This is a genomic window from Actinoplanes ianthinogenes, assembly GCF_018324205.1.
In the GTDB taxonomy this organism is placed as follows: Bacteria; Actinomycetota; Actinomycetes; order Mycobacteriales; family Micromonosporaceae; genus Actinoplanes; species Actinoplanes ianthinogenes.
Window position 1 is genome coordinate 834,021 of sequence record NZ_AP023356.1, and the last position, 12,319, is coordinate 846,339.

Annotated in this window: 10 protein-coding genes; 7 read left to right on the plus strand and 3 right to left on the minus strand. The window is 73.1% G+C overall.

Going from position 1 to position 12,319, the window contains the following annotated elements; genetic code table 11:
* Positions 1-192: 192 nt before the first annotated feature.
* Positions 193-534: an STAS domain-containing protein gene (locus Aiant_RS03875; RefSeq protein ID WP_189330974.1), complete on the plus strand. Its 342-nt coding sequence runs from the start codon at positions 193-195 to the stop codon at positions 532-534.
* The gene (locus tag Aiant_RS03880; RefSeq protein WP_189330975.1) at positions 521-1,981 is read left to right on the plus strand and encodes an ANTAR domain-containing protein; all 1,461 of its coding nucleotides are present in this window, start codon (positions 521-523) and stop codon (positions 1,979-1,981) included. Before Aiant_RS03875 ends, Aiant_RS03880 begins: the two co-directional genes overlap by 14 nt.
* A 38-nt stretch (positions 1,982-2,019) precedes the next feature.
* Here Aiant_RS03880 and Aiant_RS03885 read toward each other — a convergent pair whose 3' ends face one another.
* Positions 2,020-2,535 carry a GNAT family N-acetyltransferase gene (locus Aiant_RS03885; RefSeq protein ID WP_189330976.1) on the minus strand — a complete coding sequence of 172 codons (516 nt, stop codon included), beginning with the start codon at positions 2,533-2,535 and terminating at the stop codon, positions 2,020-2,022.
* 55 nt (positions 2,536-2,590) lie between these two features.
* Between Aiant_RS03885 and Aiant_RS03890 the strand changes: the two genes are divergently transcribed.
* Genes Aiant_RS03890 through Aiant_RS03900 form a run of 3 tightly spaced genes read left to right on the plus strand, consistent with a single transcriptional unit; the run spans position 2,591 to position 5,912 of the window.
* Positions 2,591-3,379, plus strand: a complete 789-nt coding sequence (locus tag Aiant_RS03890; RefSeq protein WP_189330977.1) for a hypothetical protein — start codon at positions 2,591-2,593, stop codon at positions 3,377-3,379.
* A gap of 41 nt (positions 3,380-3,420) precedes the next feature.
* Positions 3,421-4,125, plus strand: a complete 705-nt coding sequence (locus tag Aiant_RS03895; protein WP_189330978.1) for a response regulator transcription factor — start codon at positions 3,421-3,423, stop codon at positions 4,123-4,125.
* Positions 4,122-5,912: a sensor histidine kinase gene (locus Aiant_RS03900; protein WP_189330979.1), complete on the plus strand. Its 1,791-nt coding sequence runs from the start codon at positions 4,122-4,124 to the stop codon at positions 5,910-5,912. Before Aiant_RS03895 ends, Aiant_RS03900 begins: the two co-directional genes overlap by 4 nt.
* Here the strand turns inward: Aiant_RS03900 and Aiant_RS03905 are convergent.
* Both Aiant_RS03905 and Aiant_RS03910 read right to left on the minus strand, forming a co-directional pair.
* On the minus strand, positions 5,881-6,744 hold the full coding sequence (locus Aiant_RS03905; protein ID WP_189330980.1) for an aminoglycoside phosphotransferase family protein: 864 nt from the start codon (positions 6,742-6,744) through the stop codon (positions 5,881-5,883). The genes Aiant_RS03900 and Aiant_RS03905 overlap by 32 nt on opposite strands.
* Complete coding sequence (locus tag Aiant_RS03910; RefSeq protein ID WP_189330981.1) at positions 6,741-7,637, minus strand: alpha/beta hydrolase-fold protein; 897 nt, start codon at positions 7,635-7,637, stop codon at positions 6,741-6,743. The genes Aiant_RS03905 and Aiant_RS03910 overlap by 4 nt, the downstream gene beginning before the upstream one ends.
* 80 nt (positions 7,638-7,717) lie before the next feature.
* Between Aiant_RS03910 and Aiant_RS03915 the strand changes: the two genes are divergently transcribed.
* Together Aiant_RS03915 and Aiant_RS03920 are read left to right on the plus strand one after the other, a co-directional pair.
* Positions 7,718-8,254 (plus strand): GtrA family protein, encoded by a 537-nt coding sequence (locus tag Aiant_RS03915; protein ID WP_189330982.1) that lies wholly within the window; start codon positions 7,718-7,720, stop codon positions 8,252-8,254.
* 1,679 nt (positions 8,255-9,933) lie between these two features.
* Positions 9,934-12,207, plus strand: a complete 2,274-nt coding sequence (locus Aiant_RS03920; protein ID WP_189330983.1) for a tetratricopeptide repeat protein — start codon at positions 9,934-9,936, stop codon at positions 12,205-12,207.
* Positions 12,208-12,319: the final 112 nt, after the last annotated feature.

Consider the following 12,319-nt stretch of genomic DNA (forward strand, 5'->3'; position numbering starts at 1 on the left):
CACGACCTCCAGCGCCGGGTCGAGGAGTTCCGGCCGCCGGGGGTCCTTGAGCTTCCGCACGGGTGCAGTCTACGGCGTATACCCGGGGCACGCGGAGGGTTGGCCTGGCCGCCCCGTTGTGAACCGCTCCGGCGGAGGGGGATAATGGGCCAAGGTTGATGACCCAGCCGCTGTTCCGTGAGGAGATGGCTGGTGTCCAAAAATTCTTCTGCCGACTATGACGTGATCCCTCTGACCGGCGAGCTCGACACCGATTCGGCAGGCGAGCTGCGTCAGCGGTTGATGAGCGTCGCCTCCACGAGCACGGCCTCCACGATCGTGCTGGATCTGTCCCGCTTGGACTTCATCAGTGCCGGCTGCGTCCGGGTGATCGTCGAGTTCTGGAACACCATGACGGGCCAGGGCCGGGACGTGCAGGTCGGCGGCCTGCACGGCATGCCGGAGCGGGTCTTCGACATCCTCGACCTGACGCCGATCCTGGCCCGCCGGGCGGAAACCGCCGACGGCGTCCGGGGTGTTCATGCCGGAGACTGACGACGTGAACCCCGACGAGCACAAGCGCCGAGCAGACCTGTGGGAGGCCGGCGCGGACGAGCGTGAGCGGCTCGCCGACGAGCGCGAGCGGCTGGCCGACGAGCGGGAGTCCCTCGCCGACGAGCGGGACCGGATGGCCGACCGCCAGGAGCAGGCGCTGGACAAACGCGCGTCCGACTGGGCCCGGCACGCCAAGACCGACGACGCCGAGGAGGCCGCCGCGACCCGGGCGGCGGTGCGCCGGGCCGAGGACGGGGTGCGGCGGGCGGAGGCGGAGCTGGAGCGGACGCGGCAGGCCGCCGCCCGGGTGCAGGCGCGCGCCGACCTTCGCCACGCCTACGCCGAACGGGTCGAGACCGCTCGGGACGATGAGAAAGCCGCCGAGGCCGCCGACGCCGAGGAGACCGCGTGGCGGGCCGATCGGCGTGACTTCGTCGCCGCCGAGCGCGACGTGCACGCCGCCGAGCGCGACGACCTGGCCGATGCCCGCGACGAGGCCGCCGGGCTGCGGGAACGGGATGCCGACAAGCGCGAACGCGAGCTGCTGGACCGGGAGCGGCGCCTGGTCCGGCTCACCCCGACCGGCCAGCTGACCCGGCTCGACACGGAGCCCGACCCGGCCGAGGACGCGAAGAAGCGGGCCACCGGCGCCCGCCAGCGCGAGCGGGCCGCGGCCGGCCGGCGAGCCGCCGCACACGACCGGGTCCGGGCCGCCGCGGCCTGGGGCCCCTCGGCCTACGGGCCCATGCTGCTGGCCAGCTTCGCCCCACTGGCGCGGCAGTTGTTCGACAACGACGACCTGCCCGGCACGCTCGCCCAGGTGCTGAAATTCACCGTGGAGGCGGTGACCGGCTGCGGCTGCGCCAGCGTCACGCTGGTGCACGGCGGCCAGGTCGTCGACACCGTGACCAGCGACGCCGACGCCGCCGAGCTCGACGATATCCAATTCGCCACCGGCATCGGGCCCGCCCCGGAGGCGATGCACGGTGAGCACCCGGTCTACGTGCCCGACCTGCGCGCCGCGGGACGCTGGCCGATCCTGGCCGCCACCGCCGCCGAGATGGGCATGGCCAGTGCTCTGTGCTTCGGTCTGTCCGTCCAGCGACCGGCCACCTGGTCGGCGCTGGGCACGTTCACCCTCTACTCGGCGGCGCCCGACGCGTTCGGCGACGAGGACTGCGACTTCGGTTCGCTGCTGGCCGCCTACCTCGCCGTCGCCGTCGCCACGGCACAGCGCCGGGACGAGGTCGATCGCCGGGAGGCCGCGCTGCATCGAGGACTGAGCACCCGCGACATCATCGGGCAGGCCAAGGGGATCCTGATGGAACGCGAGCGCCTGTCCGCCGGGGAGGCCTTCGACCAGTTGCGGCGGGTCTCCCAGCGGCTCAACCGCAAACTGGCCGACGTCGCCCAGCAGCTGGCCGAGACCGGGGAGATCCCGGCCTGACCACGGTGCCGTGCGTGACCTCGCCGAGCCGGTTCACCTCACTCGGCCGGCCACTCCGGGGCCAGGACGGCGTACAGGTCGGAGTCGCGCCAGCCATCGCGGATCAGGACGGTCTCGCGCATCCGGCCCTCGTACCGCATGCCGAGCCGGGTGAGGACCCGGGCGGAGGCCTCGTTGCGCGGGTCGCAGGTGGCGAACACACGGTGCCGCCCGTGCTCGCCGAAAGCCAGGGCCAGCAGCTGGCGGGCCGCCGCGGTGGCCAGGCCCCGGCCCCAGAACGCCGGGTGCAGCGAGTAACCGATCTCGGCCTGCTGATTGTCTCGCAGCTTCAACTCGGCGCTGCCGGCCACCACGCCGTCGCTCACGATGGCGAAGACGAATCGGTTCTGCGGCCGCGCCTGCCACAACGCGGCCACCTCGCGGACGAAGGCCTCGGTCTCCGCCTCGGTGTTGGGACCCCACGCCTGGTACCGGCACACCTCGGGGAGCTGCGCGAACTCGTGCACCGCGGGCCAGTCGGCCACGGTGAGCGGCCGCAGAGTCGGGGACGACATGCAAGGATCATGCCGGTTGTGGCAACCGGCGCGGCGGCCGGTGCGTCCCATCGGGGTGACGACGAGGTGGAGCGGCCGGGGACGGCTGCTGTTTCTGCTGGCCGCGCTGGGCGCGACGGCGCCGGTGTGGCCCGGGGTGCAGCCGGGCAGCCCGATCCTGGACGAGATGCTGTCGCCCGGTGAGGTCGCGGTGCTCGTGCCGGTCGTGTTGCTCTTCCCGGTCAGCTGGGCGCTGCTGGCCCGGGAGCCCAGGACCGGGCGGGGCGTCGGGCTGCTGCTGGTCTGCCTGGTGGCGGGTTGGTCGCTGGGCACGGTCCGGCTTTCGACGTACGAGACGCCGCCCACCACCGACGATTACCTCCGCTGGTACCTGATCGCGGCGGGACTGGTGGTGCTGGTGGCGGCGGTCGGGACGCGTCCGGTCGTACACAAAGCGGGTTTCGGGGTGTGGCTCCTGGGCTGCGCCGCAGCCGTGGCCGTGCCGGTCGTGAGCGGGCCGCCGACCCCGCCCAGCGCGGACCTGCCGCCCGGGATCACCGCCGCGGAGAACCGGCTGGACTGCAATCGCGGGTGCACCCGGGTTCAGACCGTTCCCGCCGCCGGCACCGCGCAGTCACGGCTGCTGACCCGGCGGATCGGCGAATACCTGGAGCGGGACGGCTGGCGGATGCGCTGGTACGACGCGGCCGCCGAACCGGAGGTCGAGTGCCGCCCGCCGCACCGCCTCGGCGATCCCTACTATCTGTGCCTGCAACTGCGCGCCGTCGGCGACCCGGACGCGAAAGTCGAGGTCCGGCTGTATTACCGCAACCGGCACGACCCGGTCTACAAGCCGGCTTCATAGGAATCGCACATTTGTTGAGGCAGTGGCACGGCTGAGCCAGAATGCGAGCCGTGACCGCCCGCATCCTCGTCGCCGACGACGATCCGAAGCACGCTCAGCTGATCCGCCTCTACCTGGAGCGGGACGGCCATCAGGTGCTCACCGTCGGTGATGGCCGGGCGGCGCTGGAGCAGACCCGGGCCCGCCGCCCCGACCTGCTCGTCCTGGACGTGATGATGCCGCTGGTCGACGGTCTGGACGTGTGCCGGATCCTGCGCGCCGAGGCCGACCCGGCACTGTCCGGGGTGGCCATCCTGCTGGTCACCGCCCGGTCCGCGGAGAACGACATGCTGCTCGGACTGGACATCGGCGCCGACGACTACCTGAGCAAACCGGTCAGCCCGCGGGAGCTGACCGCCCGGATCCGCGCCCTGCTGCGCCGGGTTCGCGGCGGGGAGAACCGGGAGGTGCTGCGGGTCGGTGACCTGGAGGTGGACGCGCCCCGGTTCGAGGTACGGGTGGACGGCAGCCCGGTGCGGCTGACCGCGAAGGAGTTCGCCATCCTGGAGCTGCTCGCCCGGGAGCCGGGGCGGGTGTTCACCCGGGGTCAGATCATCGACAAGACGTTCGGGTTCGAGAACGACGTCTCCGAGCGCACCGTCGACGCGCACGTGGTGAACCTGCGCCGCAAGATCGAGGCGGATCCGGCCGAGCCGCGCTACGTGCAGACGGTGTACGGCCGGGGCTACCGGATGGGTGAGCGGTGACCTTCCGGCTGCGGATCTTCCTGCTGGTGCTGATCGTGGCCGGCACGGCGATCGGCGCCACCGCCTGGCTCACCCTCAGCCTCACCTCCCGCGAGGTGTCCCGGCTCAGCGCCGCCCGGGACCGGCACCAGGCGGAGATCGCCGGCGCGGTCCGCCGGTTCGGGGTCACCAACGGCCGGTGGAACGGGATCGACACGGTGGTGGCGGCGCTGTCCGAGCGCACCGGACTGCACATCCGGGTGGAGACCGAGGGTTCGACGCTGACCGACTCCGACGTGTTGCGTGGTCAGCCGGTCGGGCTGATGCAGCGGCTGGCGACGCCGGTCGACCCGGAGCCGGCGCTCGACGCGCACACCCAGCAGGAGGTCTCGGCGATCACCCTGACCGCCCGGGCCGAGGCCGTCGATCTCAGCACCGAGGAGCGCAAACGCCGGGCGGTGCGGCACCTGGCCGGCCCGGTCCCGGCGCGCCCTGCGCTGCCGGCCGACCTGTTCGCGGCGCTGCCTCGCGACAGTGGGCTGGCCGGCCCGGAGGCGAAGGCGTATTACCAGCTCGTGCAGTACCGGGCCGGGCTGGCCGCGGTGCGCTGCGCGGCGGACAAGCACGCGATCCGGCTGCCCGCGCTCGCCTTGGAGGGCTCGCCCTACCTGAGTGCCGAGCAGCGGGCGGCCGCGCCGGACTGCGTCCGGTCCGCCCAGGAGAAGGTGCTGCGCGACACCGAGTGGCTGGACGAGTGGTGGCAGCAGTTCGCCCAGTGCCGCATCGACCCGATGACCGTCTTCGATCAGTGCCTGGCGCCGGCCTTCAGCGAGGCGGTGGGAAGCACCGGGGCCGTCCCGGTACGCATCTACTTCGGCGCCGGGCGCGACCAGGACCTGGCCGGGCTGGGCCGGCCGGCGCTGATCGGCGCGGCCGGGCTGCTGGTCGTGGCGGCGCTCGGCACCGCCTGGATCGCCCGCCGGATCAGCCGGCCGGTGCGGGCGATCACCGGGGCGTCGCTCCAGCTCGCGGCCGGGCGGCTGGACGTGCGGGTGCCCACCTCCGGCAAGGACGAGCTGGCGTTCCTGTCCGCGTCGTTCAACGCGATGGCCGAGGCGGTGCAGCGCAGTGAGGAACGCCAGCGCCGGTTGGTCGCCGACGTCGCCCACGAGCTGCGCACGCCGCTGTCGAACCTGCGCGGGTACCTGGAGGGGCTGGCCGACGGGGTGATCGAGCCGACGCCGGAGCTGTTCGCCTCGCTGCACGAGGAGACGCTGCTGCAACGCCGGATCCTGGACGACCTTCAGGTGCTGGCGCTGGCCGAGAACGGGGATCTGGCGTACAACAGCGAGCCGCTGGACCTGTCCGAGCTGGCCGAGTCGGCGGTGACCGCGCACCGGGCGGTGGCCGCGAACGCGGGGCTGCACCTGCTGATCGACGCGCCGGTGCCGGTAGAGGTCAGGGCCGACCCGGACCGGCTGCGCCAGGTGCTGGGAAACCTGCTGAGCAACGCGATCCGGTACACCGACGCCGGTGGCCAGGTCGAGGTGAAGGTGAGCCGGGACGAGCTGACCGCGATCCTGACCGTGCGGGACACCGGGGTGGGGATGACCCCCGAGGAGGTGTCCCGGGTGTTCGACCGGTTCTGGCGGGCCGACCCGGCCCGGCACCGGGCGACCGGTGGCTCGGGGCTGGGGCTGACCATCTCCCGGCGGATCGCCGAGGACCATGGCGGGACGATCACGGCGAGCAGCTCGCCCGGGCTGGGGACGACCTTCACCGTCCGGTTGCCGGCCGAGATGCGCTGAGCAGCCGGCGCAGGGTGCTGCGGCCGAGGCGGGCCATCGTCGGGTTGGTCCGGTGGTAATACCAGACCAGGCCCATCGCCTGCTGGAACGCCCAGGCCCGGCCCCGCTCCCAGTCCAGGTCGCCGCACTTGAGCTCGGCGCGGAGCACCTCGCGGGCGCCGGCGTCGAACAGGTGCCAGGCGCAGACCAGGTCGAGGGCCGGGTCGGACGGGCCGAAGCCGCCGACGTCGAGCACCCCGGTGAGCCGGTCGCCGCCGGTGAGCAGGTTGCCGGGGATCAGGTCGCGGTGACACATCACGTCCGGGGTCTCGCGGGGCAGCTCGCGCAGCTCGGCCCAGAGCCGCCGCAGCGGCGGGACGTCCAGCAGCCCCTCGCTGCGCCGGAAGCAGTCGGCCAGGTAGTCGTCGTGGTCGGGCAGGTGACCGCCCCGGCCCCGGCCGCGGAAAGTCCGGTCGCCGGGATCGAGCGCGCGGACGCCGGCGATGAACTCGGCGAGGTCACGGGCGAGACCCTCGCTGTCCGCGTGGGAGTCCTCGGTGGGCACGTCGCCGGGCAGCCAGGTCTGCACCGCCCATCGGCGGGGGAAGCCGAGACCCGGCTCGCCGAGCGCGATCGGCTCCGGGGTGCGGAACCGGGTCGCGCCGAGCAGCTCCCGGGCGGCCGCCGCCTCGGCGACCAGGTCCTCCTCCTGCTGCGGGAACCGGACGGCCAGCTCGTCCCCGAGCCGGAAGACGGCGTTGACCGTGCCGTGCGTGCCGACCCGCTCGATCGGCAGATGACGCCACTGCGGGAACTGCGCGTCGATCAGGTCGCGGGCAAGCTCCGGCTTCACGGCAGCAGGCCGTAACGGCGCGTGGCGGTCGGGTCCTGACGGGCGGCCTCGGCGAGCTCGTCGGCCATCATCACGCGGACCGCCGTCGACGCCGACGGGCCGAAGGCGTCGAAGCGCGGCGGATCGCCCTGCTTCCACTCCCGCCAAGCCTGCTCCAGCGCGAGGTCGTCATCGTGGGGCGGGGTCAGCGCCGCCGCCACGAACGTGAACGCCGCCCGCATCGACGCGGTGGCCTCCGGGCCGACGTGATCCGCGCCGCCGACCAGGTGATAGTCGTGCGCGATGTCGAGATCCCACAGGTCGCGGTGCAGCTGCTCGGTGCCGTCGTGCAGGTTGAACACGTCCCGGTCGCCGCAGCGCAGCATGATCGGCAGGCCGCTGGCGCGGATGGCGCCGGCGTTGGCGCGCAGTCGCTGCGGGACGCTCTCGTCGGTCTCCGCGGCCAGCTGGGCCAGCACGCTGAGCGTGTTGCGGGCCCGCGGCTCGCCCTCCGGGATCAGCGCCGGGGAGATCGCCGCGACCGCGCTGAACCGTCCCGGGTCGGCGAACGCGATCCGCAGCGCGCCGAACCCGCCCATCGAGCTGCCCAGCAGCGCGATCCGCGTGACGTTGAACTCAGCCGGAAGCTCCTCGGCGACCACCCGCTCCCAGCCGCCGAGGTAGAAACCGCCGACGGTGGGCGTGGAGACGCAGGCGATCACGGCGCGCGGCAGATCGACGCTCTCGATGATCGGTTGCATCATGGCGAGGACGTCGGCCGATGAATTCGCCCCGTGGAGCAGCAGGATCAGCGGCAGCGGCTCCTCCCGGGACCAGCCGTCCGGCGTGAGCGCGGTCCAGGACAGCTCGGTGCCGACGATCTTGCTGGCCAGGGTGCCACGGGTCAGGTGCATGCCGCGGAGCCTTTCAGGCGGCCATGATCCCGGCCACTGTTTTACGCAAGTGCACAGAAAGCCCCTCTAGACTCGCGCGAATGTGGCTGAACCGGCTGTGGCGCAAACATCATGAAGCGGCGAAGTTCCTGATCGTCGGCGGCATCTGTTTCCTCGCCACCACCGCCCTCAACTACCTGCTCAAACTGACCGTGCTGCACGAGAAGCCGGTCACCGCCCTGGCCTTCGCCACCGTGGTCGCCACGATCCTGTCGTATGTGTTGAACAGGGAGTGGTCGTTCCGCACCCGAGGCGGCCGTGAGCAGCATCACGAGGCGGCGCTGTTCTTCGCGGTCAGCGCGATCGGTATCGGTCTCAACGTGTTGCCCCTCGCGGTCTCCCGCTACGTGCTCGACCTGCGCGTGCCGGACGTCAGCCGCCCGGTGCAGGAGATCGCCGACTTCGCCAGCGGCATCATCCTCGGCACGCTGATCGCGATGGTGTTCCGGTTGTGGGCATTCAAGCGGTTCGTCTTCCCGCACGCCGAGGCACGTCAGCACCGCGCGTCCGTCCCGGGCCCGCGCAGCAAGCTCCTGCGCCACGAGCCCGCCAAGCCGAGCGCCAAGCCCCGCCGTTAGCTCACCCTTCTTTCGGTACGGTCAGAGCCCTCCCGCCGTGGCCGTCCCCGCGAGGCCGGCTCTTCGCCGGTCGCGGCCGCGCCCCGGGCCGCCGGTCGGGTTCGAAGGCTCGAACAGGACCGTCAGTGGCGGCCCGCCGGCGGCGCGGAACGGCCGGGGAGTCGCGGTCTGACAGCGCGGGACAGCCGCACGGTCGCCGGTGCATCGCGATCTGCCGCGCGCGGCGGTCCGGGTTCACGGCTGGGCCCGGCGTTTGTCCCGTACGCCCGCAGCAAACCGTGGCAGCGTCCCAGTCTCTCCGGCTGGTCCTGGTGGCCCTATCCCGTGCCCGGACCGGGCCACCAAGACCAGCCGGCACCACCGAGCTGGCACCCACCGCCCTAACCCAGACCCGCACAGGGCCACCAAGACCAGCCGGCACCACCCAGCTGGCGCCCACCGCCCTAACCCAGACCCGCACAGGGCCACCAGAACCAGCCGGCACCACCGAGCTGGCACTCACCGCCCTAACCCAGGCCCGGACAGGGCCACCAGGACCAGCCGGCACCACCGAGCTGGAGCTCACCGCCCTAACCCTGATCCGGATAGGGCCACCAGGACCAGCCGGCACCACCGAGCTGGCACTCACCGCCCTAACCCAGGCCCGGACAGGGCCACCAGGACCAGCCGGCACCACCCAGCTGGAGCCCACCGCCCTAACCCAGGCCCGCACAGGGCCACCAAGACCAGCCGGCACCACCGAGCTGGAGCTCACCGCCCTAACCCGGATCCGGATAGGGCCACCAGGACCAGCTACCGAATGCACCGAACGGGGCAGGCGGCGTTGCCGAGGGTTCGCGGGCCGCGCGGGGCGGTCCGGAGTTGGGCGGAGCGTCGCGGAGTGGGTTGGGGCGGGACGCTTTGGGCGTATCGGAAACTGGGGTGGCAAGGGGCAGGGACTGCCCGGCGGCGGCCAGTGATCTTGGTCCGGACCGTCCGATAGGTGGGTATGGGTGGGCGGCCCGGCGTGGAAAAGTGTCCGGGTGCAGATCGATCTGGGTGATGCCGCCTCGGCCGTTGGGACAGTGCGTGACGGTGGGCGGGTGGTCAGCGTCGAGGCCGCGGGACGTCGTGCGGCCGGATGCCTGATCGCGGGGCGGCTCGTGCTCACATCGGCCCGGGCTACTCCCGTGGTGGGTTCGGAGGTGACTGTCTGCTTGGTGGCTTCCGGACGCAGCTTCGCCGGGGTGGTGACGTGGCGGGGCACGCCGGGTGGGTCCGGGGACGCGGCGCTGGTCAGGATCGACGATCCGGCTTGGCGCGGCGAGGTGGGTGGGCCGCATCCGGAGTTCGGGCGGCTGGTGACCAACCGGTCTGGGATGCCCGCGGAGGCATGGGGGATCCAGCGGGCGGAGTGGACGGTGGCGGTGACGCCGTGGGCGGTTACCGGCGTCGTGCGGGCCGATCGATTCGTGCCGGGCGATATCGAGAAAGTCGGAAATGCCGGGGATTCCGGTAATGACCGTGGCTTCGGGATCGAGCAGGGCTTCGGGAGCGGGGACGGCGCTGGGAATGCGGGCGCTCCCGGGAGCCTCCGCGGTTTCGGGACGGGCGGCGGGTTCGGGGACGGCGAGGGCTTTGGGATTGGTGGGGGTGTTGGGGGCTCTGGGGGTTCGGGGGCTGAGCTGTCCGGCGCCGGGGTGTTCTGCGGCGGGCTGCTGGTCGGGGTGATCGCCGACGGGCTGGCGGTGACGCTGGTCAGTGCGCTTTGCCGGGAGCGGGGCTTCCTGGAGGCGGCCGGGGCGGCGGTGGCCCGGCTGTTGCCGGTCGAGTTGGCTGCGGGGCGGGCGGGTGAGCCGGTCGGGCCGCGGTCGCCGGCGGCGTTGTTGCGGGCCGGGGCCCGGGTGGTCGGGTTCCGGGGGCGGCATCGGCTGATGGACGAGTTGGGAGCCTGGTGCTCCGGGGCCGGGTTCGCGGCGTTGCTGCTGCACGGGGCGGCCGGTCAGGGCAAGTCGCGGGTCGCCCATGAGCTGGCGGGGCGGCTGACCGCGGGCGGCTGGGCGACGCTGTGGCTCGGCGAGACCGCGCCGGACGAGGCGGTTGCGGCGGTCGCCGACGTGGTGGTGCCGCTGCTGGTCGTGGTGGACGGGGCGGAGAGCCGTCCGGAGCAGCTCCGGGCGTTGCTGGCGGCGTGCGCCCGGCACGACGGGGTGCGGCCGCTGCGGGTGCTGCTGCTGGCCCGGACCGCCGGTGACTGGTGGCAGCTGGTGCGGGGCGACCGGCTGCTCGACGGCGCCGCGGTGATGGAACTGCCGGTGCTGGACGACGAGCAGGACGGGCGGTTCGCAGCATACCGGGCGGCGGTGCACGACCTGGCGGCCGCACTGCCGCACGTGCCCGGGCACGGCGCGCACCACTGGCCGACGGTGGCGGAGCGGCTGACCGAGGAGCCGCACGACGCGGGCGGCCGGGCGCTGACCGTGCAGATGCGGGCGCTCGCCGACCTGCTGGACGCGGTCGGGTTCGGCGCGGCGGCGGCCCGGCGCAAACCGGCCGAGGATCGGTTGCTCACGCACGAGCAGCGGTACTGGGCCTTCACCGCGGCCTGGCACGGCCTGGACCTGCCCGATCCGGTGGCGCAGGACGTGCTGGCCGTCGCGGTGCTGGTCAGCCCCACCGACGAGGAGCAGGCGGACCGGCTGCTCCGCGCCATCCCGGCGCTCGCCGGCAAGCCTCGCGGGGACCGTGACGCGATCCGGAACTGGCTGGCCGACCTCTTCCCGGCCACCGACGGCCGGCCGTGGGGCGGGCTGCGGCCGGACCGCCTCGCCGAACGCTTCGCCGGGCTGCGCCTGGCCTCCTCCCCCGGCCTGCCCCGGCCGCTGCTGCCGGAGCTCACCGACGGCCAGCGGCGACGGCTGCTGACCATGTGGGCACGGGCCGCGCGGCACACCGACCTGACCGACCGGCTCAGCGTTCCGCTGACCAGCCTGTGCCTGCGGCACGCCGACCTGCTCACCCCGGCCACGGTCGAGGCGGCCACCAGCGTGCCGGCCGCCGCGCCGCTGGTCACCGCGCTGCGGCGGATCAGCGCCGACCCGGCCACCGGCGTGGACCGGCTGATCGCGATCGCCGACCGGCTGCCCCGGACCGGCGACCTCGCCCCGCTCGCCGCCGACATCACTCAGCGGATCGCCGACCTGCACCGGCAGGCCGGGCGGGCGCCCGAACTCGCCACGGCGCTGAACAACCTGTCGGTCCGGCTCGGCGACCTGGAGCGGCACGCGCCGGCGCTGGCCGCGATCGAGGAGGCCGTGGTGGTGCACCGGCAGCTCGCCGCCGAGGACCCGGCGGCCTACGAGGCGGCGCTGGCCCGGTCGCTGAGCAGCCTGGCGGTCCGGCTCGGCGTGCTGGAGCAGCCGGAGCCGTCGCTGGTGGCGGTCGCGGAGGCGACCGAGATCTACAGCCGGCTCGCGGCTCGGGAACCGGACACGTACCGGTCCGACCTGGCCGGGGCGCTGCTGAACCTGTCGCTGGGGTTCGGGGCGGTGGAGCAGTATCCGCAGGCGCTGGCGGCGATCGAGGAGTCGGTGATCCTGCACCGGCGGCTCGCCGATGTGGAGCCGGAACGGTACCTGCCGGAGCTGGCGGCCGCACTGAGCGTCCTGGGGATCAGCCTGGGCATCCTGGACCGCAACGAGCCCAGCCGGACGGTGGCCGAGGAGGCCGTGGTGATCCGGCGGCGGCTGGCCGAGCAGCAGCCGGACGCGTACCTGCCGAGTCTGGCGTCGGCGCTGACCGACCTGGCGGTGCGCCGGATCGTGCTCGGCGAGAAGGAGGCCGCGCTCGAGGCGGTCGAGGAGGCGCTCACCATTCGCTATCAGCTCGCCGAGGAGCGTCCGGAGACCGCGGGCGAAGATCTGGAGTGGTCGCTGCACGTGCACAGCGTGATCTCCGGGCAGGCGGACGGGTGACGGGCTCATGGCGTACGCAAGGAATTGTGGGAATGTGATGAAGAAGTCTCACGGGTTCCGATGGGGACTGAGAAGCGTGCAGGAACCGCACAGGTTCTTCACAAGCTGAACC